Annotated in this window: 15 protein-coding genes and 1 pseudogene; 8 read left to right on the forward strand and 8 right to left on the reverse strand. The window is 59.2% G+C overall.

Going from position 1 to position 14,098, the window contains the following annotated elements; genetic code table 11:
- Nucleotides 1-78: 78 nt before the first annotated feature.
- From ACTT2I_RS10240 to ku, 5 genes and pseudogenes are all read right to left on the reverse strand, one after another.
- Nucleotides 79-888 (reverse strand): OBAP family protein, encoded by an 810-nt coding sequence (locus ACTT2I_RS10240; protein ID WP_421100726.1) that lies wholly within the window; start codon nt 886-888, stop codon nt 79-81.
- Nucleotides 889-929: 41 nt separating this feature from the next.
- On the reverse strand, nt 930-2,912 hold the full coding sequence (gene ligD / locus ACTT2I_RS10245) for a DNA ligase D (protein WP_421100736.1): 1,983 nt from the start codon (nt 2,910-2,912) through the stop codon (nt 930-932).
- A 198-nt stretch (nt 2,913-3,110) separates the two neighbouring features.
- Nucleotides 3,111-3,524: pseudogene (locus ACTT2I_RS10250) on the reverse strand (DNA polymerase ligase N-terminal domain-containing protein); the annotation flags it as partial.
- Between the two features lie 12 nt (nt 3,525-3,536).
- Complete coding sequence (locus ACTT2I_RS10255) at nt 3,537-3,713, reverse strand: DUF3606 domain-containing protein (RefSeq protein WP_088434045.1); 177 nt, start codon at nt 3,711-3,713, stop codon at nt 3,537-3,539.
- A 212-nt stretch (nt 3,714-3,925) separates the two neighbouring features.
- Nucleotides 3,926-4,888, reverse strand: coding sequence for a non-homologous end joining protein Ku (gene ku / locus ACTT2I_RS10260; protein ID WP_421100727.1), 963 nt, complete (start codon nt 4,886-4,888; stop codon nt 3,926-3,928).
- Between the two features lie 684 nt (nt 4,889-5,572).
- Here ku and ACTT2I_RS10265 point away from each other — a divergent pair.
- From ACTT2I_RS10265 to ACTT2I_RS10275, 3 genes are all read left to right on the forward strand, one after another.
- Nucleotides 5,573-6,007 (forward strand): low affinity iron permease family protein, encoded by a 435-nt coding sequence (locus ACTT2I_RS10265; RefSeq protein WP_421100728.1) that lies wholly within the window; start codon nt 5,573-5,575, stop codon nt 6,005-6,007.
- 80 nt (nt 6,008-6,087) lie between these two features.
- Nucleotides 6,088-6,579, forward strand: a complete 492-nt coding sequence (locus ACTT2I_RS10270) for a YciE/YciF ferroxidase family protein (RefSeq protein WP_088434343.1) — start codon at nt 6,088-6,090, stop codon at nt 6,577-6,579.
- Between the two features lie 525 nt (nt 6,580-7,104).
- Nucleotides 7,105-7,218, forward strand: coding sequence for a DUF6766 family protein (locus tag ACTT2I_RS10275; protein ID WP_443096631.1), 114 nt, complete (start codon nt 7,105-7,107; stop codon nt 7,216-7,218).
- 7 nt (nt 7,219-7,225) lie between these two features.
- On the opposite strand, the gene ACTT2I_RS10280 is transcribed toward ACTT2I_RS10275, so the two are convergent.
- A protein-coding gene (locus ACTT2I_RS10280; RefSeq protein ID WP_087986239.1) for an IS3-like element ISStma9 family transposase occupies nt 7,226-8,367 on the reverse strand; the annotation gives its coding sequence in 2 pieces (ribosomal slippage) (nt 7,226-8,130 and nt 8,130-8,367; 1,143 coding nt in all).
- Between the two features lie 19 nt (nt 8,368-8,386).
- Here ACTT2I_RS10280 and ACTT2I_RS10285 point away from each other — a divergent pair.
- From ACTT2I_RS10285 to ACTT2I_RS10300, 4 genes are all read left to right on the forward strand, one after another.
- A complete protein-coding gene (locus tag ACTT2I_RS10285; RefSeq protein ID WP_443096857.1) occupies nt 8,387-8,980 on the forward strand; it encodes a DUF6766 family protein in 594 nt (197 codons plus the stop codon).
- A 19-nt stretch (nt 8,981-8,999) separates the two neighbouring features.
- Nucleotides 9,000-9,545 carry a cysteine hydrolase family protein gene (locus tag ACTT2I_RS10290; RefSeq protein ID WP_088434341.1) on the forward strand — a complete coding sequence of 182 codons (546 nt, stop codon included), beginning with the start codon at nt 9,000-9,002 and terminating at the stop codon, nt 9,543-9,545.
- Between the two features lie 137 nt (nt 9,546-9,682).
- Nucleotides 9,683-10,138, forward strand: a complete 456-nt coding sequence (locus ACTT2I_RS10295) for a hypothetical protein (protein WP_421100730.1) — start codon at nt 9,683-9,685, stop codon at nt 10,136-10,138.
- A 94-nt stretch (nt 10,139-10,232) separates the two neighbouring features.
- Nucleotides 10,233-10,886: a LuxR C-terminal-related transcriptional regulator gene (locus ACTT2I_RS10300; protein WP_246864034.1), complete on the forward strand. Its 654-nt coding sequence runs from the start codon at nt 10,233-10,235 to the stop codon at nt 10,884-10,886.
- A gap of 68 nt (nt 10,887-10,954) precedes the next feature.
- On the opposite strand, the gene ACTT2I_RS10305 is transcribed toward ACTT2I_RS10300, so the two are convergent.
- A complete protein-coding gene (locus tag ACTT2I_RS10305) occupies nt 10,955-11,134 on the reverse strand; it encodes a hypothetical protein (protein WP_210433878.1) in 180 nt (59 codons plus the stop codon).
- A 145-nt stretch (nt 11,135-11,279) separates the two neighbouring features.
- Nucleotides 11,280-11,726 (reverse strand): BLUF domain-containing protein, encoded by a 447-nt coding sequence (locus tag ACTT2I_RS10310; protein ID WP_088434337.1) that lies wholly within the window; start codon nt 11,724-11,726, stop codon nt 11,280-11,282.
- 557 nt (nt 11,727-12,283) lie between these two features.
- Between ACTT2I_RS10310 and ACTT2I_RS10315 the strand changes: the two genes are divergently transcribed.
- Nucleotides 12,284-14,083 (forward strand): sensor domain-containing phosphodiesterase, encoded by a 1,800-nt coding sequence (locus ACTT2I_RS10315; protein ID WP_443096632.1) that lies wholly within the window; start codon nt 12,284-12,286, stop codon nt 14,081-14,083.
- Nucleotides 14,084-14,098 lie beyond the last annotated feature (15 nt).

The raw sequence follows: 14,098 nt of genomic DNA on the forward strand, positions 1-14,098 counted from the left end.
CTGCGAAAACAGCGCGAGCGCCGCGTGAGTTCCGCCAAACCAGCAACGCGGCGATCGAAGGACCCGGCAGCATTGCGGCTACTTGCCGGAACTCGCGCTAGAGGTGGCGTTCTTCTCTGCGTCGGAGGGCGCATCCGTTTTCTCCTTATCTGTGTGACCATGGCCAGCGCTCGGGTCCTCGATTTGGATAACGTTGCCCTTCTGCCATGCATCCGCCCCCGCATCGACTGGGGGCGCGGCGATGTTGGCACGGCGCTTTCGCTTGTCCTCACTGCTGACGCCCAGCCGTGCGTCCCGGGCTGCCACCATCGCCGGGTCCGCTTGCCCATCTGCAGTGAACCCCATCATCAGCTGCGGCATGCCGCGTGGCAGGTCTTTGTCCAAGTCTGTGTGCCAGGTGTGCCAGGTCTTGCCATAGGTGTGGATGAGCTTCTCCATCAGCGCATGCTCGGCCACCTCGGGAATCCCTGGAGCGATGAGCTGACCCGATTTCACCTCCTGAACGTGGCTGTGCCATAGCGCTTTTTCCTGCTCAGGAAGACCTGCAAACAGCTTCGCGCTGATGATGTATTCCACCCCCATCAACTTGGCATCTTTTACATTTCCGTCGTAGATCGTGCACTGGATAACATCCTCGTTGAGGATGGAGCAGTAGTGGTGGGCCTCCATTTGGACCTTCATCTGGCCGTTGTAGAAATGAAACCCGTCCAGATAGGCATTGATGGCGTCGACCGGCGGCCTGTCCTGCAGAACGGCGGCGCCGGTCTCCAGCGCTTGGGTCTTCGCGGTTTCTTCGGCCCCCGGCGCTTGGACGCTGGACTCTGTGTTGCCGCCTCCGCACGCAGAGAGTGCAACCGCGACGGCGGCGCAAACGATGGATCGGCGCATGATAATTTCTCCTGAAAGGCGACGGCAGCAGGTGAGCGGGATCAGTCGTCCTGTGCCCACCGTGCAAGATTTTGTTGGATGGATTCGATGCCTTCCCAAGGGTCCTTGCGCCTGCGTTTGAGCTTGGGGGGAACGTCCTTCATGGTGAAGGTATCTGCCCGAGTGAGCTTTGCCAGCTCGCTCCACGCGATGGGCATGGCCACGGGCGCACCAGGCCGGCCTCGCAAGGAATACGACGCCACCGCGGTGGCGCCTCGGCCGTTGCGCAGGTAGTCGACGAATATGCGTTTGTTGCGCAAGCTTTTGGTCGACGTCGCCAAAAACCGGTGCGGCTCGGACTGTGCCAAAGCGTCCGCGAACCCGTGGGCGAACCGCTTGGTCAGATCCCAATCGCACCCGGGATTCAACGGCACCACCACGTGCAGACCCTTGCCACCGGACACCCGCAAGAAGGACTCCAACTCGAGTTGCTGAAGCAGCTTTCGGATGTCGGTCGCGGCCTTCTTGACCTCCGAGAATGGCACGTCCGGGCCGGGGTCTAGATCGAACACCACGCGATCGGCCCGGTCGGGGGAATCGGCGTGGCTGCCCCAAGGATGGAACTCCAAGGCATTGAACTGCACGAGCTCCAGAAGGCTGGCGGCGTCTTCGACCACCAGGTAGTGGGCATTGATTCCACTGTCTTCCTTGAGTTTCACCGAGCTCACCAACTCCAGCCCCGCGGTGTGGTGCTTCTGGAAGAAGCACGGCCTGCCAGTCCCAGCTGGACACCGGATGATCGACAGTGGACGCCCAACGATCTCAGGCAAAAGATAATCCATGACCGCGCTGTAGTAGTCCCACACGTCCTGCTTGGTTGCCTTGATGTCGGGGAAGATCACCTTGGAGGGACTGGAAAGCTTGGGGGGCGCACGCTCTCCCGGAACGCCCCCACCCTTGCCCTCCCTAGTTTTGACGGCGATACCCCGCACCGGATCAGTCATTCCTCTCTCGCCCCCCTGAGTCGGCTTGGATGACGTCGCACGGCCTCGGAAATCGCTCCGATCTGAGTCCTTGAGATCGGCCACGTCTTTGTCGGGCCGCACGGCTTTCAGCGACGCTTGGCGCAGCAGTTGCTGCCCGCCGATGCCCCGGTAAAACACCTCGACCACGAACCGGGGCGCAAACCAAGTGGCGGCCCGCAGATCGGTGTCCATGGTCGGCACATACGCCGCGGGCTTCTTCCCGCCGGCGGTGCCGATCAGCGCCGTCAGCTCCCCGATCAGGGCGTCCGAGAACCCGGAGCCGACGCGCCCGGCGTAAAGCCACCCATGCTTGGGGTCCGGCTTGGCCAGTAGCAACGATCCGAAACCCGTGCGGCTTCCTTTGGGCGCCGTGTAGCCGACAACCGCGAATTCATCGCTAGCAAGTTGCTTGGTCTTCCTCCAATCCTCACCCCGGCCGCCGTGATAGCCGCGATCGGCGCGCTTGGAGATGATGCCCTCGAAATGCTGATCCCCCGCGAGACGGTAAGCCGCCTCGCCATCGCCGACGATGTGCGAGCTCATGGCCAAATGGGTCGGGGTTCCCTTCAGGACTTCCTCCAACAGCGCCTTTCGTTGCAGCAGCGGCGCGTCGGCGATGTCCACGCCATCGATATGCAGAAGGTCAAAGAGCGCATACGACAGCGCCCCCTGTCGTTCACCAGACAGGGTTGCTTGTAGCAAGTTGAAGTCTTCCTTCGTCCCGCGCCCTGCAATCAGCTCCCCGTCCAACGCGCCTGACTTCAACCCCAAGGCAGCGATCGCGTCGCGGATCTCCGGAAGCTTGCTGGTCCATTCCAACGCGTTGCGCGACCATAAGCGAACCCCTCCTTCCGCCACGGTCGCCAGGATCCGGTAGCCGTCCCATTTGATCTCGTGCACCCACTGATCTCCCTTGGGTGGCGACTCACCCAGCTTGGCCAGTTGGGGCTTGAACGGCGCCACCGGGGCCTCGGCCTTTTTACTATTGGTGAGCGCCAGCGCCTTCTTCGCCCAGTCCACGCGTCGAGCAACCTTTGCAACGGGAATCGCCTTTAGGCGTTTTTTGTCGGCCTTCCCGCTGCCGGCCCGCTTAAGGTCTTCAGCGGGGGGCGGGGCGACATCTCCCAACAGATCGTCTGCGTCGACTTGGCTTGCATAGGCATCGTCTTCCTTGAAGAGCAGCCACTGCGGCTGGCGCGCCGGCTTGCCGGAGCGGACCAAGTGCCATCCCCCCTTAAGCTTGGCTCCGAACAATTCAAAGCGCAGGTGCCCTTTGGCAAGCTGGGTCTCCGGATCTCCTTCCGTAGCCCACACCCCGTGATCGAACTGAGCAACATGACCGCCGCCATACTCGCCTTTGGGGATCTCGCCCTCGAAACCAGCGTAGTCAACGGGATGGTCTTCCACCTCGACAGCCATCCGCTTGACCTTCGGGTCGTAGCTTGGCCCTTTGGGCACAGCCCAACTCTTGAGAGCGTCACCGACCTGTAGACGAAAGTCGTAGTGGCGCCGGCTGGCGTGGTGCAATTGCACGACAAAGATGGCCCGCTGCCCCGCTGGCAGCACCTTTCCAGGCTCGGGCTCCTTTGTCCTGCTAAAGCTCCGTTTGCGCCGGTATTCGGTGAGGGACATGCCCCGCGCCCGTCACTTGCCCAGGTGCTTACGAACCGCAGCCGATGTGGGACCGACGGCCTTGACCGCCTCTTTGAGCTGAGCAGCCGTGATGCCCAACGCCTTGGTCCAATACTGGACCTCGTAGTCTTCGTTGACATTGATCCGGTCACGATCGGGCGTTCCAGTCTTCTTTTTGTCGTCGCTCATGGCGCTGTAACTCCTTGGCAGGTAGACCGTTTCTAGCCCCGCCTCCGTGGGGTCACCGTGAACCGGCCTTGTCTATCTCTTCACGCCTCTTCGCGCCGCTAGGTTCTCCGCGCGTCTGCCCAGAAGCTGCGTCACGCTAGCGGCTTGCCCTACTTCGCTCTCGCCGCTCAGGCAGACTTGCGCGTCCTCTTGGCGGGCGCCTTTCTCGCCGCTCAGGCAGACTTGCGCGTCCTCTTGGCGGGCGCCTTTTTGGTGGCTTCTGTCTTGGGTGAGACCTTCTTCGACGCCCTTTTTGCCGGTGCAACCTTCTCCTTCTCCTTGCCCGACCTCGCCTGGGACTTGGAGGCCGTTTTCACCGGCAGGCTTTTGGCAGGGGTGCGCTTATTTGTCTCCAAGCTCTTCTGCAAGAGAGACATGAAGTCGACCACGTTCGTGGCAGCATCCTCTGGATGCACGGGCTCTTCAAACTTTGTGGTGGCACCGACATCTTTTACTCGCTTTTGAATGATCGCAGATAGCCTCTCGCGGAACTCGTCGTGATAGCTGTCAGGTGCCCACTCGCTGGTCATAGAGTTGATCAACTGCTTGGCCATCTCCATTTCCTTCGGCGCGATCCTATAGTCGCCAGTCTGCCCAGCCGGAAGCTTGTAGTCATCGGGCGCTACTAATTCCTGCGGATACCGAAGCAGAATCAGGACCAAAGCGTCCCCTTCAGGCATCACCGTACACAGGTATTCGCGGGTGCGGATCACCACTCGGGCGATGCCAACCTTTCCGGTTTCTCTCAGCGTCTCCCGGAGCAACACATAGCCCTTTTCCGCCTTCTTTCCAGGAACCAGGATGTATGGCTTCTCAAAGAAACGCAGACCAATGCTGGATGCATCGACGAACGCCTCTACATCGACGGACTCGTGGGTCTCTGGAGCGGCCGCAGCGATGTCTTCCCTCTCGACGACGACGTAACTGCCCTTGTCATACTCGAAGGCCTTAACAATGTCCTTCCACGGCACCTCCTCCCCCGTGTCCGCATTCACCCGCTCAAACCGAATCGGCTTCTTGTCTCGGGAGTCCAGCATCCGGAAGCTCAGATCAGTGCGGCGCTCCCCCGACATCAGCGAGACCGGGATGTTCAAGAGACCAAACGACAAAGATCCACTCCAGATAGGCCTAGCCATAACGATCCTTTTTGGCCGTGATTCGGCCGCTTTCCCTTGTATCGTCTGTGTCGTCGCCGCCCCGTGAACCGTCTATTGAGGGCGTCTCAGCGCAGAAACCAACCTTGTAACGAGGGCGGTAAACGGGGGCGTCTGCCCGCCAACTCCCGCCTGCAGACGGCTGGGACGGACCACCTTCCCTCACTGTCCCGATCCACGTCCCAATCATCGCCTTCGAGCGTCTCCTCCAAGTCGCTTGAACAGCTCGCAACCTGGAAAACGGCATCTGCCACCGCCTCCATCTCATGCTCGAACCAGCGGCAGCCGTCGGCTGAAACCACCGAGGGCCCGTCCCCCAGGCTTGGGTATCCAGGCACTAATTCCTGCAGATGCTCTGCGGCCTGGCCAACGGTAAGACGGCGAAATCCCTTCATTGATGCCCAAATCTCTAACCGACGCACGATGGCAGGATTCATGGCCCGGCCCTCATTTCGTTTAGGAATAAAAGGTTCGTTCCAAGGGCGTCACAAACGAGCGATAACGTTGTAAAAATTTCCTTAAGTTGGAGATGGAAGACTCAAATCCGTGACCTACTTCACCCAAGCTGAACCATTTAGATTGTTCCCTTTTCCTTGCCGCCGTGCTCACTGCGCGAAGACGACCGAACTCCTATGGTCCTGCCACCACAGCCGATGAATGAGCACTATGGGAAACGTCTTTTTTAGCCGGATCGCCTGCAGCGTTTCCAAGGCTTCTGGTTCGCTGAGCGCCTTTGTCGCTGCTTTGGGCGTTGTCATCGTCTGGGCAGGAAGCGGCCCGCTGTTTCGTTTCAACAACACTTGGCAGTTGGTCATCAATACGGGCACGACGATCGTCACCTTCCTGATGGTGTTCCTGATACAACACACCCAAAACGCCGACACCGCAGCAATTCACATCAAACTCGACGAGTTGATTCGCGTCACTCATAACGCCAATGACGAACTGCTCAACCTTGAACAAATGGATCAGGACCGGCTGGAAGAGATCCGCCTGCGTTACGAACAGCTCGCTAAGACCGCCGCGCACTTGAAGGCCAAGAAGGACCGATGCATGCCCGGGGCCTGCGATGAAGAAACGGAGGAGCCGGCTGGTGTGTAGCCCAGCTTCACGATAACCAGATGAAAACTAACACCACGAAGCATAGCGTCTAACACCCACCCATCCGTAGGAACGCAGACATGGCGATCAAGACTGCCGAAGACCTCTTCATCCACGAGCTGTCTGACATCTACAGCGCTGAAAAACAGCTCACCAAAGCTCTGCCTCGCTTGGCCCGGGCTGCGTCCAACCCAGAACTCGCCACCGCTTTCGAGACCCATTTGGAGGAAACCCAAGGCCAGATCGAGCGCATCGACCGGGTTGTCGAACTTCTGGGAATCCGGCTCAAGCGCATCAAATGCGCCGCGATGGAGGGATTGGTAGAGGAGGGCAAAGAGGCGATCGACAGCATCGAAGAGGGACCAGTCCGTGACGCTGCGTTGATCGGTGGGGCGCAGAAGGTCGAACATTACGAAATTGCCTCCTACGGGACCATCGCAGCCTTGGCCAAGCAGTTGGGTTACAAGGCCGCTGTTCCGCTTCTTCTAGAGACACTTGAAGAAGAGAAGGCCACCGACGAGAAGCTCACCCTGTTGGCCCAGTCCGGTGGCAATGCTGCAGCAGTCGCATAGTTCTGGACGCCGTCGCAATGCTGCGATGGCGATTTTTTGTCTGCCCCCTTTTGGAGTCAGTCATGGAAAGAGATCAGAAAGACCCACCCCTTCCGGGGGAAAACAACGCCAACGAGTCGCCCGCGGAGCAACGAGCCCGAGAGGCGCGCACGCAACGCAACCATGAAGAAGCACTGGAAGAAACGTTCCCGGCGAGTGACCCCATTTCACCATTTGTGCCCGCCAAACCCCCGGTGGACGACAGCACCTCGGACTCCTCCGACGCTCAGCGCTCAATTGGGGACCGCCCTAGCCCTGGCCAGGGCGTCAAGGGCAGCGGAACCGGGTCGGGGAGTGCTCCCGATCCGTCGGGAAGCACCCAGCCGAACTTCGGTGACGTTGGCAGCTCTGGAGGAACGCCAGGCTTTGCAGGTTGATTAGAAAAAAGGCGACGCTGAGGTGTCGCCTTTTCGTTCAGCCCCCTGTTCCATCGGCTCCAAACCTCCCCACGGTCTGGCAGACGCACAACATTAGGCACTACTGGCCATGTGGAAAAGAAACGGATTATCGATAGTCCTGTTCCTATTACTGATCTGCTTCTTGTTGGGACAGATCTGGACCGGGTTCTTGGCACACAATGAATCGCCCAGGGTTTTGTAGACAGTCGTCAGCCGTTTAGTGCGTACTGCTTCTCGAACTCTACCGGGGACAGCCCGTCGTTGGAACTGTGCCGCCGTTTTGGGTTGTAGAACATCTCGATGTACTGGAAGACGTCGGCCCGTGCCTCGTCGTGATTGCTGTAGATCCTCCGCTTAATACGCTCCCGCTTCAGTAGCTGGAAGAAGCTCTCCATCGCTGCGTTGTCATGGCAGTTTCCTCGTCGACTCATGCTGCACACGATGTCGTGCTCGCGCAGGAAGCTCTGCCAGTCTTCGCTGGTGAACTGGGTTCCCTGGTCGGAGTGAAGCAGAAGCCCGGGGCTTGGCTTGCGCCGCCACACTGCGGCCAATAGCGCCTGCAAAACCAGGTCCGTATGTTGAGTTGGTCGGGTTGCCCATCCAACGACCTGACGCGAAAACAGATCAAGCACTACCGCCAAGTACAGGAAGCCGTCGTACGTGCGGATGTAGGTGATGTCCGTGACCCACGCGCGATTTGGCTCATTGACTTTGAAGCCGCGAGCCAGAACGTTCTTGGCGACTGATCCAACAGGGCCGCTCAATGGGCGTGGTCGCCGACCGTAGCCGACCATTGCCCGCAGCCCCTCGCTCTTCATCAAGCGTGCCACGCGATGACGACTACACGTCTCGCCAAGCTCGCGCAGATCTGTGGTCACTTTGCGGTGGCCATACACAGAGCCGCTTTCCAGCCAGCTGTGCTTGATTAGGCCGAGCAATCGCTGATCGTCCTTGTCGCGAGCGCTTGCCGGCTCTTTTAGCCAGGCGTAGTAGCCACTGCGATGGACGCCAAGCATCCGACACATCGCCGCGAGGCCGAACTCATCTGCGTGTTGCTTCATGAAGGCGTACTTTGCTCTTACCCCTTTGCAAAGTACGCGGCGGCTTTTTTTAGGATGTCTCGCTCTTCAGTGACCCTGCGTAGCTCAGCCTTGAGGCGGCGCACTTCCGCGTTCTGGTCCTGCTCGACACGCCGGCCAACATCGCCTTTGCCTTGTTGCCGCTTCCAGCCGTAAAGACTGTGGATCGACACGCCCAGTCGCTCGGCAACCTCCGCTACCGGACGGCCGTACTCAACAATCTGCCGTACCGCCTCGATCTTGAACTCATCGGTGTACCGCTTCGTGCTCATAACCACCTCCGCCTAAGCCATAGTTTATGGCTGCGAGGTGTCTACGGAACCCTGGGCGATTCACAATGAAGAGCTCAAGGAAGCACATAGGCCCCTGTTGGGACTATGGGATTACCTCCACAGCGGCCACTTCGTTAGCGCCACCTTCGAGAATTGGGAAAGTGAGTTCTTGCAGATGGGGATGTATGTCCTTTTGACCGTAACCCTTCGCCAGAAGGGGTCGGCAGAGTCCAGGCCCCTCTCTCCCGATGAGGAAGAAGAGCGTGTTGAAGACGGGCCCACGCCATGGCCCGTGCGACGCGGGGGAGTGTGGAAGGCTCTCTATGGGCATTCCTTAGCTATTACTTTCGGGCTCCTTTTCTTTATGAGCTTCTCTCTCCACTTGGCCGGCAGCTTGCGCGCTGAAGTCGACGAGATGGCCTTCAAAGGACTTCCGCCTCCCACGTGCTGGGAACACTTGTGGAGCAGCAGCTTCTGGTTTGAGTCGTTCCAGAATTGGCAGAGTGAGTTCTTGGCAGTGCTGTCATTGGTGATACTGACAATTTTCCTTCGCCAAAAGGATTCACCTCAGTCTAAGCCTATGGCTGCCCCCCACAGCCAAACGGGCGATTGAGCAATTCCGGGAGCCACGCATGAAGAAAACGACGCCCGCCCTGCTCATCGTTGACATGTTCAGTCGGTTTGACTTCCCGGAGGCCGACTTGATTGCGAGCAGCGCGCTGAATGCTTCAAAAGCAATCGCCCGCCTCCGGCAGCACTTCAAAGCCGAGGGCGATCCGGTGATTTACGCCAATGATAACTTTGCAAACTGGCAGATGGACTTCAAGGAGTTGGTTCAAGAGTGCTTGGCTGCGGACGGCGTCTCGGCGAAGATTGCAACTCTGCTTCGCCCTGCTCTTGATGATTACTTCGTTCTGAAGCCCAAGCACTCCGCGTTTCTGGCAACCCCCTTAGCTGTCCTTCTCGCAAAGCTGGGATGCAATCAATTGGTGGTGTGCGGGATGGCCGCGGACTCCTGCATTGCCTCAACTTGCTTTGACAGCAACTCCCGGGAATACGAGACGGTTGTCGTGCCAGAGGCAATCGCGGGCATCGGAGCAAGGAAGGCAAGAGCGCTGCAACTGCTGGAGGACTCTCAGGCAGCAAAGGTGGTGCCGATAGATCGCTACCTCGGTTAGGGTCCTTCAGCCGCAGCCCAAGATGCCCTGCCCGCGCAACCAATGCTGGCTTGCACTGAGAGGTGTCGCCAACTCATTGGGAAAGAACCTCTCCTACCCACGAAGAGATTTGGAGACGTTCATTAACGATGCGCTTGATGGCGGTCGTAGTAGGTGGCACATTTTCCGTACGACACGGGAGCTTGCAGTTGGCATTAGAAGAAAAAAGCCTTGACCTAATGGCGGACCTGAGCATGGTGGCACAGGGTTTTCGCCCCTCCCCTTCGCGGGCGGCTGAGCTCGTGGATGCAGGATTTGTATGGGTAATGATTGCCAAACCGCCACAGCACGGCCTTACCGCCTTGGGCAAGACCACGCTGATCTCCCTCGTCTGCGACGACGCCTCACTTGACCTCGCAGAGCTGGCGACGGCGGCTGAACGTTTGACGCCCTCCGTGACTGACTTCGCGTCTGGCACCGCGTTCTTGGATGAGCTTGAGTCGCGGGCCCGATCAGGTCAAAAAATTCGCCCTACTGTCGAACAGGGCGCCTTCTTGTTGTGGTTGCTAGCCGAGATGCCCAGCACAGCGCCCACCCCGCCGGCCCCCGTCTAGCTGCCAAGCACCAATACCCGTCCCCATGCCCTTTCCCCCTAGTCACCGGGTCTGCTAGCTTGGATACCCCCGACCGAGGAACGCTGCAGTGGATATGGTTTGTAACCCGCCGGAGCGTAAGCAGTTCGGTAGTCTTCTGCTGGTCGACGGGCACACACTCGTGGCGGAGGGGATCGCAAAGCTACTGGAAAGCCGGTTCTCACGCATCTGGATTGCTTCAACGGCGGCGCGCTTCCAAGAGCTTGTCAGCCAAGTCCGCCCGACCCTGGTGATAGCCGATCTCTACTTGCCTGGCGCAAGTTGCATAGCTCTGATGGACGGGATGCTTCAGCAGGAGGGGGCGCCGGCCTTCATCTTTCTCCCAGCAGAGGCCGGCCCAGACACTGTGACCCACGCGATAGCCGCCGGCGCGAAGGGATTTCTACACAGACGCTGTAGCAGCCAAGAGCTGTTTCGCGCGATCGATTGCATCATGGACGGATGCACGTATGTAGCAGCCAGCTTTCTTGCCTCGCAGGCGGAAGCGGAAGCTGCAGCCCCCAAGAGACGGCAGGCGATGCTGACCGCCAAGCAATTGCAGGTCCTGGAGCACGTGGCTTTGGGCATGAGGGCCCAAGATGTCGCGCAGAAGCTTCATCTTTCCACGCGCACGGTGGAATCCCACAAACGCGCCATCATGCGTCAACTGAATGTGGGCAACTCGCTGGAGATGGTTCGAGTGGCCCGGGAAGACGGAATTCTGACTTGAGCGTGTCCTGATACAAAAAAGGCTCGGCCTGGACGGCCGAGCCCTTGGCTCGTCAACGCTTGGGAAGCTTACTCTTCCTCGTCCTTGCCGCCCTGCTGGCCGGACCGCTCGCGCTTGCCGTTCTGGTCCTGCTGCTGTTGACCCTGGCGCTGGGTATCGCGATCCTGCTGCCCCTGCTGCCCCGGCTGGTTCTGCTGACCCGGTTGGTTCTGGCCGGGATTCGGACTCTGCTGATTCTGATTGCCCATGATCATTCTCCGTGTTCGGCATCACCATGAAGCCGATGGGCAAACCCTACGTTGCTATCAGTTAGGTTTCCGTAGCCTGACACGTGCACGCCTAGACAGGCCGCGCACCTTCCTAACTCGTTCACCATCCGAGCGGGATGGGCCTTTACGTTGTCGGAGGGGCCTGGACCGACCAGAACTCGGCCAGCAGACGCAGGCCTGGGTTGTGCTCAGCATCTTCTTCCAAGAAGGGGTGACTGCGCTCGCTCCAGCGTGCGGCTTCTATCTTCTGGATCATGGACGCGTCGGCATGCTGGCAAGCCATCGACCAGTTCCAGAAGTAGCGTTCTGGCACTTCACCACTGGTGAGCACCCGGATATCCGCATGCCGCTTGGACTGCTTGATGCGGTCAAAAACCGAGGCAACTCCCTCCTCGGGGCCTTCCAGGTATTGGAGAAAAGTTGTGCCGTCGTAGAGCAGCACCCCCGTCACGTCCGCCATTCGATTTTGGGCCGACGCGTCGACGAGGATCTCTTCCAAATCCGAATTGTCGAGATTTGAAGAGGAGCGGCTGGCGTAGGCCAAGGCGTAAATAGGCGGGCTGTCGGTCATCCCCGCTATGATATCTCAGCGACTTCGGCCAACGGAGCGGAGTCCTCTGCCGGCGAATGGAACGCTGAATTGTTCACATAGAAGCCCTCATCGGATTGATCGGGCCCGTGAAAGGTTGATCATGGCTAGGGTGCCCATTGCTTGAGGGCTGAGCGCCACGATGCACAGATAGAGGAGATGCCGACGTGCTTGTCACTGAAAGATTCATCATCACCAATGTCACCGAGGCCAAGCGTTTGACGACCAGTGCAGTTGCTGAGCAGCCCGTATGGCCTGGGGCTGAAAGCATGGACATTGAGTGTCTGTCCTGCCACGGTCGCTGGGTGGCAGTGCTGACCGGGGCGGACGGCTTCGACCGTCGAGAGGGCGCAACCATCGTTTGTTGCCCAAAGTGTGGAGCAGCCGAACCGGTGCCGGACGTGGCGCTCCAGGACGAAGCGACACGGTAGTCATCAGAACCAGCGGGGTTGGGCCCAACTCATCAGGATTTCATGGGCTGTGGTTCGAATTAATGATATAGAGCTAACTTACCGTCGAATGGTTGCCGCGCAGTTGCTATGAATGTGCCTATCACCGAAGCTCAGGAACGGATGGCGGTTTTGGGAGCGATGCATGTTTTGGACTCGGAGTCCGGGCCATCCTTGGATCGCATCACCTCGCTGGCCGCGTTCGCCTTCAATGCTCCAGTGGCGTTCGTCTCAATTGTCGGAGACGACAAGCAGCGATTTATTTCCCGAATCGGCTTGCCGGTCGGTGAGACGGATATAAGGTTCTCCATCTGCGCCCATGCGATCGCCTGCAACGAGGTGATGGTCGTCCCGGATCTTCGGGAGGACCCGCGCTTTAAGAACAACCCATTGGTCGTCGCTCCGCCCCACCTGCTGTTTTATGCCGGAGCGCCCCTTGTGGCGAAGAACGGTGTCGCTATAGGCGCCATGTGCATCATGGACACAAAGGTGCGCGAGTTCTCAGAGCCAGAGCGCGCCCAGCTGTCCACTTTGGCCCAGTTGGTGATTGCGCAACTTGAGCTGAGAAACATGTCCGGCCGCTTGGAACCGGTCAGTGGAATTCCGAATCGACACCAGTTCCAGATTGACTATGCCGGCTTGGCGGAGAGGCACAGCGGCCGGCGAATGTTCGCGGTTCTTTTGGACGTGTTTGATATCCCTCGCGCCAATGAGGCCGGCCAAGCCCTCGGCATGCGGCCGCTGGAGGTCTTGATTCGTCGAGCAGGCGCCCGGCTGAAGTTAGCGCTGGAAGGTTTGGCGGACGTCTACCACGTCGGTGTGACACGCTTTGCGTTCTTGGTCGACCTACCCAGTCCAAAGGAATTGGAAGCGCTGGTGAACGAGCTTCGCCAGCGCATGTCCCGGCCGTTGATGGCAGCGGCAGTTCCGATGTCTCCGCGCTTCCACGCGGGAATCTGCGCTGTGACTCTGGGCGCGGACACCGGTGACGATGTGATTCGTAAGGTATTGATCGGGCTGCATGAATCCTTCGAAGCGCGGCAGCCCTTCGCCTGGTATTCCGAGGAGCGTGACAATCGCATGCGTCGGGGATACCGTTTGGCCGCTGACGCAGAGCGCGGGCTCCGGAAGGACGAGTTTTATTTGCAATATCAGCCGCGCTACCGCGCCTGTGACCTTCAGCCGGTGTCGGCGGAGGCCTTGCTTCGCTGGACGCACCCCCGCTTGGGGCCTGTGAGCCCAGGAGAGTTCATCCCGATATTTGAGCGGACCGCCTTGATGGAGGCTGTCACCCCGTGGGTGCTCGATGCCGCGCTGGATCAACTGGTCGCGTGGCGCGCCGCACGTCACTATTTAGCCCTCTCCATCAATCTGTCCGGCGCTGACCTTTCCTCTGAAGACGCTTGGACAAGACTTCGTTCAATGCTTGAGGCGCGCCGCCTGCCCTTTGACTGCATTGAAATTGAAATTACGGAGGGCGAGTGGCTACGCGCCGACTCGGTCGCCGGGCGTCAGATCAGAGCAATGGCCGATGCCGGCATCAAAATTGCGATTGACGACTTCGGGAGCGGCTACAGCAATTTCGGCTACTTGTCTGACCTGCCGATCGACACCATTAAGATGGATAAGTCCCTGATCGACAATCTGGAGACCGATCCCAAGGCCAAGCCCAAGGTCATGGCGATCATTAACCTAGCTCGCGAGCTCGGCTACCACACTGTGGCAGAAGGCGTAGAGACACCGGCTCAACTCCGCTTTCTGCAGGAGCATGGATGCGATCAGATCCAGGGATATCTCCTCTCCCGCCCCCTCAATGCCGAAGCGCTACTTCAGGTTTTCAGTGACCGCGGAACCGGAGAGAGCGAGGACAAGGCCTCCGTGAATTCTTAGAAACCCTACCCGACG

Source organism: Stenotrophomonas sp. PUT21, assembly GCF_052232875.1.
Classification (GTDB): domain Bacteria; phylum Pseudomonadota; class Gammaproteobacteria; order Xanthomonadales; family Xanthomonadaceae; genus Stenotrophomonas; species Stenotrophomonas maltophilia_N.